Annotated in this window: 14 protein-coding genes; 9 read left to right on the forward strand and 5 right to left on the reverse strand. The window is 45.8% G+C overall.

Annotated features, from left to right (window positions below):
* The first annotated feature begins 47 nt into the window (after positions 1-47).
* The 5 genes from glmS (at position 48) to smpB (ending at position 5,987) form a co-directional block, all read left to right on the forward strand.
* Positions 48-1,883: a glutamine--fructose-6-phosphate transaminase (isomerizing) gene (gene glmS, locus FSB75_RS03730; protein ID WP_146782963.1), complete on the forward strand. Its 1,836-nt coding sequence runs from the start codon at positions 48-50 to the stop codon at positions 1,881-1,883.
* Between the two features lie 473 nt (positions 1,884-2,356).
* Positions 2,357-3,892 carry a S26 family signal peptidase gene (locus tag FSB75_RS03735; RefSeq protein WP_146782966.1) on the forward strand — a complete coding sequence of 512 codons (1,536 nt, stop codon included), beginning with the start codon at positions 2,357-2,359 and terminating at the stop codon, positions 3,890-3,892.
* Between the two features lie 59 nt (positions 3,893-3,951).
* Positions 3,952-4,437, forward strand: a complete 486-nt coding sequence (locus FSB75_RS03740; RefSeq protein ID WP_146782969.1) for a cytidine deaminase — start codon at positions 3,952-3,954, stop codon at positions 4,435-4,437.
* Positions 4,438-4,636: 199 nt separating this feature from the next.
* Complete coding sequence (accD, locus tag FSB75_RS03745) at positions 4,637-5,551, forward strand: acetyl-CoA carboxylase, carboxyltransferase subunit beta (protein ID WP_146782974.1); 915 nt, start codon at positions 4,637-4,639, stop codon at positions 5,549-5,551.
* A 1-nt stretch (position 5,552) separates the two neighbouring features.
* On the forward strand, positions 5,553-5,987 hold the full coding sequence (gene smpB, locus FSB75_RS03750; RefSeq protein ID WP_146782977.1) for an SsrA-binding protein: 435 nt from the start codon (positions 5,553-5,555) through the stop codon (positions 5,985-5,987).
* 131 nt (positions 5,988-6,118) lie between these two features.
* Here smpB and FSB75_RS03755 read toward each other — a convergent pair whose 3' ends face one another.
* The 3 genes from FSB75_RS03755 to FSB75_RS03765 are packed head-to-tail and all read right to left on the reverse strand — an operon-like array spanning position 6,119 to position 11,438.
* The gene (locus FSB75_RS03755; protein ID WP_146782980.1) at positions 6,119-8,623 is read right to left on the reverse strand and encodes a DNA gyrase/topoisomerase IV subunit A; all 2,505 of its coding nucleotides are present in this window, start codon (positions 8,621-8,623) and stop codon (positions 6,119-6,121) included.
* A gap of 19 nt (positions 8,624-8,642) precedes the next feature.
* Positions 8,643-9,488, reverse strand: a complete 846-nt coding sequence (locus FSB75_RS03760) for a DUF1835 domain-containing protein (protein WP_146782985.1) — start codon at positions 9,486-9,488, stop codon at positions 8,643-8,645.
* Between the two features lie 39 nt (positions 9,489-9,527).
* Positions 9,528-11,438: a DNA topoisomerase IV subunit B gene (locus FSB75_RS03765; protein WP_146782988.1), complete on the reverse strand. Its 1,911-nt coding sequence runs from the start codon at positions 11,436-11,438 to the stop codon at positions 9,528-9,530.
* A gap of 434 nt (positions 11,439-11,872) precedes the next feature.
* Here FSB75_RS03765 and FSB75_RS03770 point away from each other — a divergent pair, with 434 nt between their 5' ends.
* Together FSB75_RS03770 and FSB75_RS03775 are read left to right on the forward strand one after the other, a co-directional pair.
* Positions 11,873-12,139 (forward strand): hypothetical protein, encoded by a 267-nt coding sequence (locus tag FSB75_RS03770; RefSeq protein WP_146782991.1) that lies wholly within the window; start codon positions 11,873-11,875, stop codon positions 12,137-12,139.
* Between the two features lie 268 nt (positions 12,140-12,407).
* Positions 12,408-13,865 (forward strand): aminopeptidase P N-terminal domain-containing protein, encoded by a 1,458-nt coding sequence (locus tag FSB75_RS03775; RefSeq protein ID WP_227990758.1) that lies wholly within the window; start codon positions 12,408-12,410, stop codon positions 13,863-13,865.
* Here FSB75_RS03775 and FSB75_RS03780 read toward each other — a convergent pair.
* Positions 13,862-15,493, reverse strand: coding sequence for an ABC transporter substrate-binding protein (locus FSB75_RS03780; protein ID WP_146782994.1), 1,632 nt, complete (start codon positions 15,491-15,493; stop codon positions 13,862-13,864). The two genes, FSB75_RS03775 and FSB75_RS03780, sit on opposite strands and share 4 nt — an antisense overlap.
* Before the next feature lie 61 nt (positions 15,494-15,554).
* On the opposite strand from FSB75_RS03780, the gene FSB75_RS03785 reads away from it, so the two are divergent.
* Both FSB75_RS03785 and FSB75_RS03790 read left to right on the forward strand, forming a co-directional pair.
* Complete coding sequence (locus tag FSB75_RS03785; RefSeq protein ID WP_146782997.1) at positions 15,555-17,210, forward strand: M1 family metallopeptidase; 1,656 nt, start codon at positions 15,555-15,557, stop codon at positions 17,208-17,210.
* Between the two features lie 63 nt (positions 17,211-17,273).
* Entirely contained in the window at positions 17,274-18,791 is a 1,518-nt protein-coding gene (locus FSB75_RS03790; protein WP_146783000.1) for a lipopolysaccharide biosynthesis protein, read from the forward strand.
* Between the two features lie 195 nt (positions 18,792-18,986).
* On the opposite strand, the gene FSB75_RS03795 is transcribed toward FSB75_RS03790, so the two are convergent.
* The gene (locus FSB75_RS03795; RefSeq protein ID WP_146783003.1) at positions 18,987-19,679 is read right to left on the reverse strand and encodes a C40 family peptidase; all 693 of its coding nucleotides are present in this window, start codon (positions 19,677-19,679) and stop codon (positions 18,987-18,989) included.
* Positions 19,680-19,716: the final 37 nt, after the last annotated feature.

Below are 19,716 nucleotides of genomic sequence, written 5' to 3' on the forward strand. Positions count from 1 at the left end.
ATTCACTCAATATCCCAATATCACAATCACTCAATATCAATTTTATTATGTGCGGAATCGTTGGATACATCGGACCGAGACAAGCTTACCCCATCATCATCACCGGCCTTAAACGGCAGGAATACCGCGGCTACGACAGCACGGGCATTGCAATTATGAACCCGCATCTTACCGTTTATAAAAAGAAGGGAAAAGTAGCGGAGCTTGAAAACACCTTGTTGGGCGAAAACCTTAAATCAAACATTGGCATCGGTCATACGCGGTGGGCCACGCACGGCGAACCAAGTGACCGCAACGCCCATCCCCATCTTAGTGCCAGTGGCAAACTGGCCATGATTCACAACGGCATCATTGAAAACTATGCACAACTGAAGACGGAACTTTTAAACAAGGGCTACACGTTTAAAAGCGATACCGACACCGAAGTGCTGCTGAACTTCATTGAAGAAATTAAAACGAACACGCAATGCAGTCTGGAAGAAGCCGTGCGCATCGCCTTGAAAAGAGTTTCCGGTGCTTACGTGATTCTTCTTTTGGATGAAGAAAACCCCGATACGATTGTTGCGGCACGAAAAGGAAGTCCACTGGTAATCGGCATCGGCAAAGGCGAACATTTTTTGGGTTCGGACGCGACGCCCATGCTTGAATACACAAAAGAAGTGGTGTACGTAAACGATTACGAAGTCGCCATCATCAAAGCCGACGAACTCATTTTAAAAAACCTTGGCAACGAACGCCAAACGCCTTACATCACGAAGCTGGATATGGAACTGGCGGCCATTGAAAAAGGCGGCTACGACCATTTCATGCTGAAAGAAATATTTGAGCAGCCGCAAACCATCTATGATTGTTTGAGGGGAAGACTTGATGCCGAAAAAGGCACCATTACCATGAGCGGCATTCAAAAATATGCCGAGCAAATCATGAACGCCAACCGCATCATTATGGTGGCCTGCGGCACAAGCTGGCACGCGGGTTTGGTGGCTGAATACATTTTTGAAGAGCTCTGCCGCATCAACGTGGAAGTGGAATACGCCTCGGAGTTTCGTTACCGCAACCCGGTCATCAACAAAGGCGACGTCATCATCGCTATCTCACAAAGCGGTGAAACCGCCGATACGCTTGTGGCCATTGAAAACGCAAAGAAGCAAGGTGCCATTATTTTGGGTGTGGTTAATGTCGTTGGCTCGTCCATTTCCCGTGTGTCGGACGGCGGTGCCTATACTCACGCCGGTCCCGAAATTGGCGTGGCTTCTACCAAAGCCTTTACGGCGCAATTGGCCGTGCTCACCATGATTGCGTTGAAGATTGGTTATGAAAAAGGCACGCTTGATAAAGACCGTTACATGCGTTTGCTGGATGAATTAAACAGCGTTCCCGATAAGGTAAAAGTGGTGCTGGAACAGCAAGAGCGCATTAAAGCACTGGCCGAAAAATACAAAGATGCAAGCGATGCTTTGTTCCTTGGAAGAGGCTACAACTTTCCGGTTGCGCTGGAAGGCGCCTTGAAGCTGAAAGAAATTTCTTACATCCACGCTGAGGGTTATCCGGCTGCTGAGATGAAGCACGGACCGATTGCCCTGGTTGATGAAAATCTGCCTGTGGTTTTTGTGGCAACGAAAGATTCGTATCACGAAAAAGTGATCAGCAACATGCAGGAAATTAAAGCCCGCAAAGGCAAGGTGATTGCTGTGATTACGGAAGGCGATGAGCACAGCACAAGCCTGGCCGATGACGTGATTGAAGTTCCCGAAGCCGACGAGATTGTTGCGCCGATGTTGAGCGTGATTCCGCTGCAATTGCTTTCGTATTACGTAGGCGTTGCAAAAGGTTACGATGTGGACAAGCCGCGCAATTTGGCAAAAAGCGTAACGGTGGAATAGGATAACATTGACAGAGAAAGCGGTTAAACACAAAGTTTTCTCTTCATGATTTTTATAAACTCAATCGGGCTTTCGATTGAGTTTTTTTTATGTTACCAGCTTCGGTAACACTATTCATCGCCGGTTGCGTCGCACACGTCATGGTTCGGAATATGCTTCGGCATTTCACGCGGCGCCGCAGAAGTTGTTGCGTGCAACATTGTTTGCCGCATAGCGAATAAAGCGTACAAGAGTGCGACGCAACAGAAGCTCAATGTACAGGCGAACCTCTGGCTCATAAAAATATTTCGTACAGCGCCAATGCTGCTGGCTTAGAGAAAAGAAGAAGAAAAACATTTGCGCATAACAGTCAACCTCAAACTTTAATCTTCAAACCCCGAACAACTCAAAGTACTTTAACAAAAAAACTTTTAGGAGCGGACTACCTTCAACAGGTTTTAAATAATAAATTTGACCGCTTTAAAAACTACCGAATGCCGCTCTCTCACGTTCTGACCGTTTACCTTATTTCTTTCCTTCTTGTGTTTCTTCCCTCGTTTGGATTGGCCAAGATGTTTCAAAAAGCAGGTGTTGAACAATGGAAAGCATACGTGCCTTTTTACAATACGTGGGTGATGCAGGATTTGGCAAAGCGGCCGAAGCATTGGGTCTTCTGGCAATTGATACCGGTAGTGGGCTGGTTCATTACGCCGGGAATTTTTATTGAGTGGGTGAAATTGTTCGGTAAGTTTTCACTCGGCGACCACACGCTGGCAGCTTTGTTTGCACCGTTTTATTTCCCCTATTTGGGTTACGATGCGAAGACAAGATTCATCGGCCCCGAAGGCGTAAAACGTTACCAGAAGCCCGGCTGGCGCGAATGGGTGGACGCGGCCATCTTTGCCGTTGTTGCCGCTACGTTGATCCGCACGTTTGTATTTGAAGCCTACACCATTCCTTCCGGCTCAATGGAAAAGACCTTGCTGGTAAACGACTTTTTGTTTGTGAGCAAATTCAGTTACGGCCCGCGCATTCCCAACACGCCGCTCTCCATTCCTTTCGTACACAATTACATTCCGGGCACGAGCAAAAAATCGTACAGCACTTTGGTTGAGTTGCCTTATATCCGCTGGTTTGCATCGCCGGTAAAAAGAGGCGATGTGGTGGTGTTCAACTTTCCGGCGGGTGATACCGTTATCAACAAACCTGATTTTCAATCGGCCATACCGTATTATGATGTGATTCGCAGCCGTGACTTTGGTGGCAATACGGAAGCAGGAAGAAATTATATCAAAGGCCACCCTGAGGATTTCCCGCTGGCCATTCATCCGCCGGACAAAAGCGATAACTACATTAAACGTTGCACTGGGGTTTCGGGAGACACTCTTGAAGTACGCAACAACGTGGTTTTTGTGAACGGAACGATGGAGCCCAATCCGCCGAAGTCGCTCATTAAATACACAGTTGTCACCAACGGGCAAACATTGGACGCTGTGAGCCTGAAAGAAGATTACGATGTGGATGTAGACAAAGGCGAGTTTGCAACCACCAGCGTTCCGTTTGTGTACACCATTGTATTGACTGATGACGCAAGAAAAGATCTGGAGAAGAAAGGTTATAAGATCACGCCTTATTTAGACCCAACGAACAATCTTCAGCAAGTATTTCCCTACGATAGTTTTCACAACTGGAGTCGCGACAATTTTGGCCCGATCTGGATTCCGAAGAAAGGTGCAAGGCTTCTGCTTACGCCGCAGAATTACGGCGTTTACGAAAGAGCCATTCGCGTTTACGAACACAACGACTTTTACCTGAAGGAGGGCAAGTTTTACCTCAACGGAAAAGAGACAGCATCGTACACTTTTAAAATGGATTATTACTGGATGATGGGTGATAACCGGCAAGGCTCACAAGACAGCCGTTTTTGGGGGTTTGTTCCCGAGGACAGAGTGGTAGGAAAAGCTTGGCTCATTTGGTTCAGTTATGACAGTGGCCCGCGTTGGAGCCGCTTGTTCCGTATCGTAAAATAAGTTAGTTTTACATGCCCCTCTAAAAAACGGAGGGGCATTTTTGTCTCTAATACTGAACCATGAAAGAAAACAAATTCGAATTTAACTACAAGGTGTACGACAGTATATCCGAGTTGCCCGAAGAAAGCCAATGGCTTTTGAACGAAGCCCGCGAAGTCAGTGCAAACGCTTACGCACCGTACTCTAATTTTCAAGTCGGCGCCGTGGCTAAAATGGCCAATGGACAAATTGTTGCCGGCAGCAACCAGGAGAACGCTTCTTTTCCTGTAGGCCTTTGCGCCGAAAGAGTTTTGCTTGCCTCTATTTCATCTCTTTTTCCGAAAGTGCCCATCGAAACCATCGCCATCAGTTACCGCAGCGACAGTCAAAAAAGCGATCATCCCATTTCACCTTGCGGCATTTGCCGGCAATCCTTGCAGGAATTTGAAGGCCGTGTAAATCATCCTGTGCAATTAATTTTGGGCGGTATGGAAGGACCTGTTTATGTGATTGACAGCGCAAGCCGTTTGTTGCCGCTGGCCTTTACAAGCGAGGAGTTGCGGTAAGAAATCAGCGGTATAAATTTTTGATAGCATTTCCCGGACTCAATCATTTTACGTGATTGAGTTTTTTATTTTATAAACTCCGGGCACTAACTTGAGCGCCACGCAAAGAAGAAAAGTTTCTTCGCACAAAACGCCAACTCCAAACTCCAAATGCCAAACTCCAAACCGCCTATATTTGTGTTCAATCAAATGCTATTTGATGATACAACAATTTGAAGATTTTGAATCGAACCTGGCAGGCGAAGAAGGCAAAGCGCAAGAGGCAAAAACGAGTTGGTTTAAGCGACTGAAGAAAGGCATTACCACGCCTTCGTCGGAGAAGAAAGAAACACCAGAAGGCTTGTGGGCCAAATGTCCCGAGTGCAATTACATCTGCACGATGAACGATTTGCGCGAAGCACTTTTTGTTTGTCCGAAGTGCGGTTATCATCACCGCATCGGCAGCGAAGAATACTACGAAATTTTGTTCGATAACAAAGAATATACGGAACTGTTTGCCGACATCCGCTCCAAAGATTTTCTAGGCTTTACCGATTTAAAGCCTTATCAAAAACGCCTGGAAGAAACCTGGGCCAAGACTGATTTAACCGATAGCATGCGAGTGGCTGTGGGTAAAATTAACGGCCACGAACTTGTAATGGCAGCGATGGATTTTGAGTTTATCGGCGGTTCGTTGGGCAGCGTGATGGGCGAAAAATTTAGTCGCGCTGTGGATTATTGCTTGGAACACAAACTGCCTTTTTTCATCATTTGCAAAAGCGGTGGCGCCCGCATGATGGAAAGCGCTTTTTCACTGATGCAACTGGCAAAAACAAGCGGCAAGCTTTCGCAACTTTCCGATGCGAAACTTCCGTATATCGCCTTATTAACAGACCCGACCTTTGGTGGAATTTCGGCTTCGTTTGGTATGCTTGGCGATTTAAACATTGCCGAACCCGGTGCGCTGATTGGTTTTGCTGGTCCGCGGGTGATTAAAGAAACCATTAAAAAAGATTTGCCCCCCGGTTTTCAGCGCAGCGAATTTATTTTGGAACACGGCTTTTTGGATTTCATTGTTCCGCGTCCCGAATTAAAAAGCAAGCTGACATCAGTGCTTACGCTTTTCAAGAATTAAGATGGAAATTAAAAACAGGCAGGCTTATTACGAATACTTTATTGACGACAAGTTGCAAGCCGGGATCGCCTTGCTTGGAACGGAAGTAAAATCGTTGCGTGCCGGGAAAGCGAGTTTTGCTGATGCATATTGTCTTTTCCAAAAAGGCGAATTGTGGTTGCGGGCCATGAACATCGCAGAGTACTCGCACGGTACTGTAAACAACCACGAGGCCGTTCGCGACCGTAAACTTTTGCTCACTAAACGCGAATTAAAAAAATGGGAAGCCAGGTTAAAAGAACAAGGCTATACCGTTATTCCGTTGCGTCTCTATTTTAATGAAAAGAATATAGCCAAAGTTGAGATTGGTTTGGCCAAAGGAAAAAAACTTCACGACAAGCGGGAAAGCATTAAACAGAAAGACACGGAAAGGGAAATGAAGCGGTATTTGAAGTAAGCCCTAAATCATGCTTGCAAGATCAAAGGATTGTGCTGTAATCAAAAGAGTCGTTCTGAGAAGAACGACTCTTTTGATTGGGAAACGATTTTTGTCTCTAACTACTTGAAAAAATCTTTCTGCCTCACGGTTCAGAACAACTCCGCTTGCTCCTTTGCTTCCTTCACTTCCCACTCCATCATGATGTTTTTGTTGAAGTCAACCAGCTTCGCTCCTACCGCTTTCCAGCCCATCACGTCCACCATCTTTGCAATCTTAAACTTCGCTTTGCGCACTTGCGAACCTTTGCCGGATTGCACAATCAGCAGGGGTTCTTCTTCCGTTGATACAGCTTCAAGTAAATTCCCTTTTCCTTCTTTGATGAACAAAAACTTTTCGTGCAGTTTGGACGTTTCTATACGGAAACGCTTGACGTTGTATTGAAGCTTGTCGTTGTCCAGATAAACTGCTGTGATGATGCGTTCGGGATCGTACTTCTCCACCAGCATCACTTCTTCAGGATTGAAACGCTGCGTCAATTCCTGGTCAACGATTTCGTAGGTGCCGTCGGTGTAAATGGCAAGGATTCTGTCTTCCGCATCAAAATCTCCCAACTCAATTCCTTTCCCGTCAAGATTCAGGCGGCCAAACTTGTCATCAAACCAAAGCTTCACGCTGCCAAGCGTTGCCACGCCGGCTTCTTTAAACTTCACTGCGCGAACGGGATATTTTGTAACCTGGTTACCGATGCTGCCGCGATTCTTTATCTCAATTTCTTCAAAATAAAAATCGAATTCCTTGTTGCGGGCCGTTGATGCAGGACTTAAAATAATGCGCACGACTTCGGCTTCACCGTTCGGATTGACAGTGAGGTAATGCACTTTGCTTTTGTCATGCCCTTTCGTAAGATCGTATTCTTTATCGCGGGTAACGCCGGTTACGTTAAAGCGTTTGGCAAAGGTTGTTCCCGTGGCGCCATCGGTGTAAACCAGATTATAGGTGGTGCGTTCGTCGCCTTTACGGAAAATGTGTGCGTACAAAATGTCCTTGCCAATAAAAACTTTGTCCTGCACCTTTACCACCTTCATAATACCGCGTTTGGTAATGGCAATAATGTCGTCAAGATCAGAACATTCTACAAGGAATTCATCTTTCTTCAACGACGTGCCAATGAAACCTTCGGAACGGTTGATGTAAATTCTTGTGTTTGCAATGGCTACGTGCTTGGCTTCAATCACTTCAAAGACTTTGATCTCCGATTTGCGTTCGCGGCCCTTGCCGTATTTCTTCAAGAGGTTTTCAAAGTATGCAACGGCGTACTCGGTCAGGTGTTCAAGGTCGTATTGAACCTGCTTTATCTGTGCTTCCAGGTCTTTTATCTGTGCATTCAGTTCGTCAATGTCCAACTTGTAAATGCGGCGAACGGGTTTCTCCGTCAGCTTCAAAATATCTTCACGAGTAATGTCTCTTTTTAATCTCGGTTTGAACGGGGAAAATGCTTTGTCAATGGCGATAATTACTTTGTCCCAGGTTTCGTGCTTCTTCTCTAATTCCTTGTAAATTTTTTCTTCGAAGAAGATTTTTTCAAGCGAGGTATAGTGCCATTTTTCGTTTAGTTCACCGAGTTTGATTTCAAGTTCGCGCTGAAGAAGGTTTTTGGTGTTGTCGGTGGAAAGACGCAGCAGGTCGTACACGTTTACGAAATGCGGCTTCTGGTCAATGATGACGCAGGTGTTGGGCGCCACCGATACTTCGCAATCGGTGAATTTATACAAGGCATCAATAGTAATATCGGGAGAAATGCCCGGCGCCAAATCAACCTGTATCTCTACTTCCGCCGCCGTATTGTCTGTAACTTTTTTAATCTTGATTTTGCCGGCATCGTTTGCTTTTACAATGCTGTCCATCAGGCCCATTGTGGTTACACCGTACGGAACGCTTTTGATCAGCAGCGTCTTCTTGTCAAATTCTTCAATGTGTGCACGCACCTTCACCCGGCCACCGCGCTGACCGCCGTTGTAATCAGTCACGTCAACCATTGCGCCGGTTTGAAAATCGGGATACAAATCAAACTTGCGCCCTTTCAAATATTTAATGGAAGCTTCGCAGAGTTCGATAAAATTGTGCGGAAGAATTTTTGTGGATAAACCAACCGCAATGCCTTCTGCGCCTTGCGCCAACACCAACGGAAATTTTACGGGCAACGTTACCGGTTCGTTCTTTCTACCGTCGTAACTCAATTGCCAGTTTGTGGTCTTCGGATTAAAAACAACTTCCAGCGCAAACTTGCTCAGCCGGCCTTCGATGTATCGCGGTGCAGCCGCATCGTCGCCGGTGCGCACATCGCCCCAGTTTCCTTGCGTATCTATCAACAAATCTTTTTGGCCAATGTTCACCAGTGCATCGCCAATGCTGGCATCGCCGTGCGGGTGGTATTGCATTGTTTGGCCGATGATGTTTGCTACTTTGTTGTAGCGACCGTCGTCCATTTCTTTCATCGCATGAAGAATGCGCCGCTGTACGGGTTTGAGGCCGTCTTCCACGGCGGGCACGGCACGTTCCAGAATTACGTAAGAAGCGTAATCCAAAAACCAGGTTTTGTACTGGCCGTTAATGCCGTGGTCTGTTTGTACGTGTTCGTAGGATTTGTTTTTCATTTCGTAGTGCTCGTATTTATTAGCTGTTTAATTCGGTTACTTCTTCTGGTGCAGTGGATTTCAGTTTCACGTCAAATTCTTTCCAGCCTTTTGCCGGTTCGCCTGTCAATTCAATTTTTCCTTCTTCTGCCAAAACTTTCATTCTGCCCAACAGCGTGACGTCGCCGGTTTTATTTTTCATTTTGGAGAGAATGTTCTGCATTGCTTTGTTGCCCTTTTGCGTTTCGGATGTCAGTCCCGCAAGGATATCTTTATCGTAAAAACTTTCCTCTTTGCTCACGATTTTTTTTCCGCCTTCAAGAATACGTACAGCTCCGTTTTCGTCCATCAGCTTTTTCCACTCGTCAGGGTCAACTTCAAATTCGCTCAGCGTTACTTTGCGGGCTAGTTTTTTTGCTTTCAAAAATTCTTTTGGCTGAATCTGGTGCAAAGCCGTCGGGTAAAAAATTAGTCCTTTTTCATTGATGAATGGAAGGTTGTTCAGGTATAAAACAAATATCCTTCCGTGGTAATCTTTCAGTTGCGAAAGCAGCCAGTAATAACCGCACACATCATGCTGGTTTTGCCCCATCCAAATCCAAATAATTTCATCTTCGTTTTCGTCCAATGTTCTCTTGAGATTGTGAACCATCAGGCGATCGTCCACCATCTCCATCAACTGGTCGGAATTGTACGGCGAATAGTCCAACAACTCTTTCCAATATTGTCTTCTTGCCTGGTAGCCTTCCGGTTCGTATATATTTTGAATCGGGCCGACGGCGTAATCGTCGCGAACGATTTGTACGTCGCCAATCAAACTCTCATCCAGCTCCTGTGCTTTTTTTAAAACTTCAATATCGGCTTGTTGAAAAACAATATGGATCATGAAAAAAAATGTTGAATTTTAAATGCTGAATCGTACTCCTTAGGCAACTGCAATTTCTTCTGCCGCGTCCAATTCCACTTTCAAATTGTTGATAATAAACTCTTGTCTTTCCTGCGTGTTCTTGCCCATGTAATATTCGAGCAGGTGCTGAATCTGGTCGCCGTGATCAATGATCACCGGCTGCAAACGAATATCCTCGCCAATAAAGCGGCCAAATTCATCCGGCGAAATCTCGCCAAGGCCCTTAAAGCGGGTGATCTCAGGCTTCGCACCAAGTTTCTTCATGGCCCTTTGTTTCTCCTGTTCCGAATAGCAATAAATCGTTTCCTGCTTGTTGCGTACGCGGAACAACGGCGTTTCCAAAATGTAAACGTGGTTGTTCTTTACCAAATCAGGAAAGAATTGCAGGAAGAACGTCATAATCAAAAGCCGAATGTGCATGCCGTCAACGTCGGCATCGGTAGCAATAACGATGCGGTTAAAGCGCAAGCCCTCCATGCCTTCTTCAATGTTCAACGCGTGTTGCAAAAGGTTCAACTCTTCGTTTTCGTACACCACTTTTTTTGTCAAGCCGAAACAGTTCAGCGGCTTGCCCCGCAAACTAAAAACAGCCTGTGTTTCCACGTCTCTTGCTTTGGTGATTGAGCCGCTGGCCGAATCGCCTTCGGTAATAAAAATGGTCGAGTTTCGTTGGGTTGCAAAAAATTCCTGCTTGCCTTTAGCGGGCGGTTCATCGTTCAGGTGAACCCGGCAATCGCGGAGCTTTTTGTTGTGCAGGTTTGCTTTTTTGGCTCTTTCATTCGCCAGCTTTTTAATGCCGGCCATATCCTTTCGTTCGCGTTCGCTTTGTTCTATTTTTTTCTTTAAGGCATCGGCAACCGAAGGATTTTTGTGCAGGAAGTTGTCCAGTTGTTTCGATAAAAATTCGTACACAAATTGCCGCATGCTTGGACCGCCTTCGTCCACGTTGAGCGAACCCAGTTTTGTTTTTGTTTGCGATTCAAAAACCGGTTCCACTACTCTCACCGAAACTGCCGCCACAATGCTTTGCCGGATATCGGACGCTTCGTAATCTTTCTTAAAAAAGTCGCGGATAACTTTTACGTACGCTTCGCGAAAGGCTGCCTGGTGCGTACCGCCTTGTGTTGTATGCTGACCGTTGACGAAAGAATGGTAATCCTCGCCGTAATCGTTGTTGTGTGTAAGCGCAACTTCAATGTCTTCACCTTTCAGGTGAATAATCGGATACCGAATACCTTCGGGTGCAGTATCGGCGTTTGTTTCTCTTGTCAGCAAATCAAGCAAGCCGTTTTTACTCACGAAACTTTTGCCGTTGAAGATGATGCGCAGTCCTGCATTTAAAAAGCAATAATTCCAGATCTGCTTTTCAAGGAATTCGGGAATAAAATGAAAGTTTTTGAAAATGCTTTCGTCGGGAATAAACGTGACCAGCGTCCCGTTTTCCGCATCGGTCTTTCCTTCTTTTTGTTCTTTTATCAAGATGCCTTTTGAGAACTCGGCCTCTTTTATTTTTCCATCGCGGTGTGACGCCACTTTGAAAAAATTACTTAAAGCATTTACGGCCTTTGTACCCACACCGTTCAGGCCTACGCTTTTTTGAAACACTTTGCTGTCGTACTTGGCGCCGGTGTTTATTTTGCTCACTACATCTACCACTTTGCCCAAGGGAATGCCACGGCCGTAATCGCGAACGGTAACGGTTTTGTCTTTGATGGCGATTTCGACGGTTTTGCCATGGCCCATTGTGTATTCGTCAATACAGTTGTCAATAACTTCTTTTACCAAAACGTAAATGCCGTCGTCGGGACTGGAGCCGTCGCCCAACTTTCCAATGTACATGCCCGGCCGCAAGCGAATGTGTTCTTTCCAGTCAAGACTTTTGATGCTTTCTTCGGTGTACTCAAACAAATTTTTCTTTGTTTCTGCCATAGGATTTATCTGTCAAGGTTGCGAAAATAGGTTTTCTGAAACCATTTAGTAACGGTCTGTCGTTCAACTCCGAACATTGCCGGTTAACTTTTTTTTGGAAAAATACTACACGGAAAACGAGGAGGAAACGAAGCAAAAAACGTACGGTGATCAAGTTCACAAATATACAAATTAAGCCCGGCTATTTACTAAAATAATTAGTTTTTTAGAAAGATTTATTTTTCGTATGGAAGTCTTGCCTGTATTGATTTTCAGCGATTTAGAACGGTAACATTTTTTTAGCGACCGTGTCGTTTTTACAAACCGAAAAGGCCTAATTTTGACCCCGTGAGGGACGGATTTTGAGGCCTTGGCGATACTCCACTTCACTAACCCGGTACTACCCATTAGATTGTTTGATTAAGTTGATTAACCACCTAAAAAAGGAGGCAGATATGTATTCGTATGGACTGCTGGAACCCGGATGTTATTACCTGGTGCAGGAAGAAACGGACTCAATTGTAGAACTGATTAAAGTGACGGTAGAAACCGACCACTGCATGTATGTTTTTAAATACGGCGACGAATTGGTAACGGAATGGCGCCGCAAAACCGATGCAATTTTTGACATCATTGAATGCCTCGACGACAAGAAAATTGAAGCTTGGGAAAAGCAATACAACAACAACGAGGAATCGTATTACGAGGAGGACGAAGAGTAATGGGCTTCCCGGTTTGTTAGCCGACGTAAGGTTTTGCCACCAGGCAGTTTCTTACTTTTCGAAGAAACCAAAAATGCTCAGCCAGGTTTTTCTGACTGAGCATTTTTTATGGAGCCAGCAGAAGAATCCTTATTCCGCTTCTGTTGCTTCGCACACTTGTGCGTTCAGATCAACATTGACCAAAGCAGGGATCTGCCGAAAGCTTGCTTTCCCTTTAAGAGACATGACGAGGCCGGTTTTCTTCTTACTTTTAAACAAAATCACAGCTATGCAACCAATGCGCAGTTCTCGTTTTTTCCTGCTCCTGCTTTTCGTTTTTGTTTCCACTTTTGTTCAGGCGCAGGAAGATCTGCCAACCGATTATCTCTCGCCGCAGTTTCACAAAAGCCGTCGCGAAGCCGCAAGGGCCTCAATGCCCGAGAACAGTGTGATGGTTGTGTTTGCCGCTCCTGAACGCACTTTTTCCAACGACGTAAATTATTTCTACCACCAAAACCCCGACCTATACTATTTCACCGGTTACAAAGAGCCTCACGCCGTTTTGTTTCTGTTTAAAGAGCCACAAAAAGCTCCCGATGGCTCAACCTTCACGGAGCTGTTTTTCGTACAGAAAAAAGATCCGCGCAGCGAACAATGGACCGGTCGCAGGCTGGGCGAAACCGGGGTAAAAGAAAAACTCGGAATCCAGACGGTTTACACCGGCGATGCGTTCAAAAACTTTGCACTCGACTTCTCTCCTTTTACCAAAATCATTGCGGAAGGCTTTCCCGATGATCTGAAGCACGGCCGCAGTGACGGTGATTTGTATAACCTCATGCAGCAGTTCAAACAAAAAGCAGCCATAACCGATGCAAAAGACCCGCGCCTCGATGCGAAAAGTTTTTATCAAATCACGGCCAAGCTTCGCGAAACAAAAACACCGGAAGAAATGTACCTGCTTCGTCGTGCAGTGGAAATCTCCTGCATGGCGCACAACGAGGCCATGAAAGCCTTGCGCCCCGACATGTCGGAACTGGAAATACAAGGCTTAATGGAATACGTACACAAACGTTATGGCTCGGAAGAAGTAGGGTACGGCTCCATCGTTGGTGCGGGTGACAACGGCTGCATTCTGCATTACATGGAAAACAGCAAGACGAAGATTGGCAATGATTTGCTTTTAATGGATGTCGGCGCTTCTTATCACGGCTATTCTGCCGACGTCACCCGCACCATACCGGCACGAGGAAAATTTTCACCCGAAGAAAAAACGATTTATCAGCTTGTTTATGACGCACAGGAAGCAGCATTTAAAACATTGCATGACGGCGCAAAGTTTGCCGACGCAAGCAAAGCAGCCAACGACGTGATTGCCGATGGCTTGCTTAAACTCGGCATCATCAAAGACAAAAAAGACGTACGCAAATATTATCCGCACGGCTTGGGTCACCACATTGGTTTAGACGTGCACGACCGCAGCGAATACGGCCCGCTGACCAAAGACATGGTGATAACGATTGAGCCGGGCATTTACATTCCACTTAACAGCGATTGCGATAAAAAATGGTGGGGCATTGGCGTGCGCATTGAAGATGATGCCCTGATTACGCAAGACGGTTACGAATTGCTTTCGGCTTTTTCGCCACGTTCCGTTGCCGACATCGAGAAAATGATGGCCGAGAAAACGGTCATTGACAATTACAAATTGCCTGCATTAAAAACACAACAAAAGAAGGTCAGTTTCTAAGGCCGCTCAATTTTCGTTCGGCGCAGTTCCAAAAGATTTAAAGCATTGGGTTCAAAATCTTGCACATTGTTTTGCACAAGGTGCACGGCCATGTCGTACCATAGCGGTACTACCGGCGCGTCTTTTATCATCAACCGGTCGGCTTGCCGGTAAAGTTTATAGCGAAGCGTATCGTTTGTTTCAGCGATGGCTTTTTCAAACAAGGCATCAAAAGCGGGATTGTTGTACCGGGTGTAATTTGGCGGCGCGGGATTCTTTGAATAAAAAACAGAAAGATAATTTTCTGCATCGGGATAATCGGCTATCCAGCTTCCGCGAAAGAACAAAGCCCTTGAACTTGAGGTCATGTCAAGCAGCAGCGATTTTTGCACGACGTCCACCTGAACGTTCAGGCCAATTTCTTCCAACTGCCGCGCAATGTAGCTAGCGATGTCGGAGTAAATCGGGATGGTGAGCAGCTTAATGGCCGGATAGTTTGAGCCGGTGACACCCGCTTCACGCATCAGCTTTCTCGCCAGTTGCGGATTGTAGTCGTAACCCTTTACTTCCGTCGAATCAAAGGAAGGCAAACCCGCCGGAACAAAGCCCGCCGTTGCCGGCGTTCCCAACGAATTGCGCAGGTAAAGCACCATTTTTCTTCTGTCAAAACCGTAGTTGATTGCTTGTCTTACTTTCTGAAAACGCAGCGGCGAATTTTTCAAAAGAGAATTTGTCGTGTCCACCAAAATGCCGAAGTATTCAATGTTCAAATACGGATGCGTGTGCAATTGAATCTTGCCCTTCCAGTCGCTTCGCAACTCTCCTTTCTTGGTCAATACTTCGTCTTTGAACGATGCGTCAATGTCGTTAATGAAATCCAACTTTCCCTGGCGAAAGGCCAAAAATTCGGTGGCCTTGCTGTCGTAAAAACTAATCTTGACGCCGTCGAGGTAAGGCAATCGAACACGGTTCTTATCCACTTCAAAATAGGCCGGGTTTTTCTTCAATACCATTGCCTGCCCTTCTTCCCAGGCAACAAATTGAAACGGTCCTGATCCTACTGCGTGACGACGAAAATCATTGCCGTATTTCTCTACGGCTTCGCGCGGAACAACAGAGCAATACTGCATGGATAGAATGCCGAGGATTGGATTGTACGGACGCTGAAGTTTTAGTTGAAAGGTTGTGTCGTCAATGGCTTTGAAGGCTTCCACGCTGTCCACTTTCCCGTTAAATATCCACGAGCCTGGACTTGCCGTTGCTTTGTCAAGAATTCTCGTCAAACTGTATTCAACGTCCTTCGCCGTCAGGCTTCTGCCCTTTGTGTTTTGAAAACAGGCATCGTCGTGAAAACGAACGTCGTTGCGTAAAAAGAACGTGTAGGTTTTTTTATCGTCGGAGATTGTCCAGCGTTTTGCCAGCGAAGGAACGATGTTCAAATTGCTGTCTACTTCAACCAGCGTATTGTACAACTGATGCACGGCCCACATGATGGATTGATTCTTGGCAAAGGCCGGATCAATTGAAGCAATGCCGGTTGTTTCGTTATAATGGAAGATAGTCTTCTTTTCTTTTTCACCGCTGTAGCAGGAAGAAAGAAGAGCGGCAACCAGGGTAAGAATGGTTAAATGTTTGACGCGATAAATCATAGTATGAGACGAACCGTCTAAATTAGCGAACTATTCATTTTTAAAAACATGAATCTCTTTCATGAAGCATCTTTCCGTCTTGCCCATTGTTTTTTTTGTAATGCTTGTTGAATTACATGCGCAGCCAACAAATCAAAAATTTACCCACGAAGACACGCTGATGGGCAGTAACACGCCGGGCCGCTCCTGGTGGAACGCACAACACTACGATGTGACGGTAACGCCCGATTATGCAACGAAAACCATTAGCGGAAGAACAACGATTACATACACCGTTATTGCCGATAACCATTGGGATTACCTGCAACTTGACCTGCAAAAACCTATGCTTCTTGACAGTCTTTATTACAACGGCAAAATGTACATCAACTATCCGGGCAAGCCACATTACAGCGACGGGAACCATTGGTTTATTCCCCTGCCCAAAACGCCAAAAGGCACAACGGAAACGTTGACGGTGGTTTATCACGGCAAACCCAAAGAAGCGGTTCATCCACCGTGGGACGGTGGTTGGATCTGGACAAAAGACGCACAAGGCCGGCCCTGGATCAGCGTAGCCTGCGAAGGCGAAGGCGCTTCGCTTTGGTATCCGTGCAAGGACAGTTGGAGCGACGAGCCGGAAAAAGGCGTTTCGCTAACGGTAGTCGTACCCGATGATTTAGTAGCAGTTGGCAACGGACGATTGGCGTCAAAAGCAAAAATCCAAAACACAGCGCTAACGGCTTACCGTTGGGAGGTTATAAATCCCATCAACCTTTACAACGTCATTCCGTACATCGGGAATTACACCTCGTGGAACGATACGCTGCAAGGCGAAAAAGGAAAACTTGACTTAACGTATTGGGTACTGGATTATGAATTGGAAAAAGCAAAAAAGCAATTTGAGCAAGTGAAGCCGATGCTGCGTGCCTTTGAACATTGGTTTGGTCCTTACCCGTTTTACGAAGACGGTTACAAGTTGGTACAGTCACCGCACCTGGGTATGGAGCACCAAAGCGCTGTGGCCTACGGAAACAAGTTTGCAAACGGTTACCTCGGAACCGATTTGTCACGCACGGGTTGGGGTTTGAAATGGGATTATATTATCGTTCACGAAAGCGGCCATGAATGGTTTGGCAACAACATAACAGCAAAGGACCGCGCCGACATGTGGGTACACGAAGGCTTTACCGATTATTCGGAAACACTTTATGTTGACAGCTATTTTGGAACAGAAGCGGGCAACGAATACACCCAAGGCCTGCGGGCAAACATTGCGAACGACAGGCCTATTATTGCAACCTACGGCGTGAACCGGGAAGGAAGCGAGGACATGTATTTCAAGGGCGCCAACATGTTGCACACCATCCGCCAAATAATTAATGACGACGAAAAACTCCGCAGCATTCTGCGTGGGCTCAACAAAGAATTTTATCACCAAACCGTAACCTCAAAACAAGTAGAAGATTTTATTTCGCAAAAGAGCGGAAAAGATTTGAGCAAAGTGTTTGACCAATATTTGCGCACCACAAAAATTCCGGTGCTGGAATACAAGCGAGCAGGAAACACTATTCAATACCGCTGGGCGAATACGGTAAATGGATTTGACATGCCGATTCGTTTAACAACGCGACAATGGCTGAAGCCGACTGCGAACTGGCAAACCGTAAAGCTCACCGCGCCAAAAGAATTTTCCGTTGATAAAAATTTTTACATCGCGGTAAAAAAAGAAAATTAAGAGCGCAAACTATTTCACGCCGTTCGTTGGCACATTTGCATATTTGCACATTGGCAAATTAATATGAGCACCATCCGTAAGCAAAGCATCATTGCGTCGTTCGTTGTTTACATCGGCTTTGCGCTGGGTTTTTTCAATACCTTTTTGTTTACGCGACAAGGCGGCTTTACCAAAGAGCAATACGGGCTTATCGCTGTTTTTACGGCGGCGGCACAGCTTATGTATTCCGTGGCCAACTTAGGCATGACGGCTTTCATCACCAAGTTTTTTCCGTATTACAAAGCACACGTGCCGGCAAAGAAGAACGACCAACTTACCATTGCTTTACTGGTACCGCTTGCCGGTTTTTTGCTTGTGGCAATTTTGGGCCTTGCATTTAAAGGGATTCTCGTCAACAGAATATTTTCCAATTCGCCCGAACTTCCAGAACATTATTACTGGCTTTTTCCCTTTGGTATCGGCTATTCGCTGTTTATGATTTTGGACGCCTATGCCTGGCAGTTGCACAAAGCGGTACTCAGTAATTTTTTAAAAGAAGTGATGTTTCGTGCCTTTGTAACGGTGCTCATTACGTTGGCCACATTCGGGTTTATCGCCAGTTTCAAAACCTTCATCGGCATTTACTCTTTCGTTTACGTCGCCCTGGTTATTTATCTTTTTTTTCATTTGGGCCGGCAAGGCTATTTGCATTTCAGCTTTCAGCGCAGCATTGTTACGCGAAAGTTTCGAAAGAAGATTTTGACGCTGATTGGTTTTGTGTGGAGCGGCGGTTTGATCTTTAGCCTTGCTTCAATCGTTGATACCATTTTTGTTGCGGCCATTCTTCCCAACGGAATGGGTGCTGCAGGCGTATTTACATTTGGTCAATACATCGCAAGTTTAATTCAGGCGCCGCAACGGGCCGTGATTGCCGCTTCCACCGGGCCGCTTTCGCAGGCATGGAAGGACAAAGATTTTCACCGGCTCAACAAAATTTACCACCGCTCTTCCATCAACATGCTGCTGTTTTCCTGCGCCATGTTTTGCCTTGTGTGGATAAACTTCGACGACGCCATTAAAACTTTTCACCTTCAGGATGCCTACACCGCGGCCAAATGGGTGTTTTTCTGGTTTGGCATTACCCGCATTATTGATATGGGCACGGGCTTGAATGCTCAAATCGTCAGCACATCCACGTATTGGCGGTTTGAGTTTATGACGGGATTGATTTTGCTTGCGCTGATGCTGCCGCTGAATTTTTTTCTCACAAGAGATCTGGGAATGGTTGGGCCGGCCATTGCCAACCTGATTTCGTTTGTTATCTACAACGGCATCCGCTACGTCTTTCTTCTGCGCAAGTTTAACATGCAGCCTTTTGACGCAAAAACGGCTTACGCAATTCTCATTTCGGTTGTATGCTTTTTGCTGGCTTATTGGCCCTTTAAAAATTTTTACGGCCTGCAATGGATGATTGTTCGCAGTCTTGTTTTTTGTATTCCTTTTGGCGCTGCCATGATTTGGTTGAAGCTTTCACCGGATGCGATTCCGGTTTGGCAAACGGTGAAGAAACGATTAGGCCTTACGCGGGAGTTGGCAAATTAATTCACAACGATATTGGCAGTGAAAAAACGAAAGGGAATTTGTTTAACGAAAAGTTTTACCGCTTGAGTTTGCCAACCTGATCAACTTAATGTCACAAAGCTACTTGATAAGAAAACCTTATTATCTTATCAGCATTTGAAACAAGATAATAAGGTTTGGAAATGATAATGAACGATTTTACTACTAAGGCAAAAACTATGGTTTGGAAGAAACAACCGCTGTTGAACCATTCGTATCCAACACTCTTCCTACCCCAATTAGCCGTGCCGCATAATACGGATCAAACATGTCGGAGATGGTAACGCCACGCACCGATGCGTGAACGAATTTGTTGTTGGTAAGATACATGCCCACATGCGAAACACCGCCGCGGGTATTGAAGAAAAGCAGGTCGCCTTCTTTTAATTCGGTGCGGGAAATGTGTCGCGACATGTCGAACTGCATTTTTGCGGTGCGGGGCAACGAAAGGCCGTAAACCGACGCAAAAAGTATCTGCATCAGGGCCGAACAATCAATGCCATTTTTGGTGGAACCGCCAAACAAATATTTCACGCCGTACCATTCGTCAATCAGCCGAAACATGTTCACGTTCTTCACCATTTCTACCTCTACATCCAGCAACAACGAATATTTAAATTGAAGTGCTTGCGCAGATTCCACGTTGCCTTCGGAAGTGGCGGCAACAGTGAGCAAATCTTTTTTTACGGAAGGCGTTTCCGCCGGCTTCGATGCAAACGAGGGTTCGGCAGCGGGCTCAATGGAAATCTGGTCAAGAAATTTGTAATCGGTTTTTGCGGGTGCTGACTTTGCTTCCTTGCCTTGAGCGGATACGGTGGTAAACGTTCCAAGCAACAAGACAGCAGCGAATAGGATAATGTTTTTTACCATGCGGCTTGTTTTTGATCAAAGTGGAAAAACGAAAATA

It is taken from the genome of Flavisolibacter ginsenosidimutans (assembly GCF_007970805.1).
Classification (GTDB): domain Bacteria; phylum Bacteroidota; class Bacteroidia; order Chitinophagales; family Chitinophagaceae; genus Flavisolibacter; species Flavisolibacter ginsenosidimutans.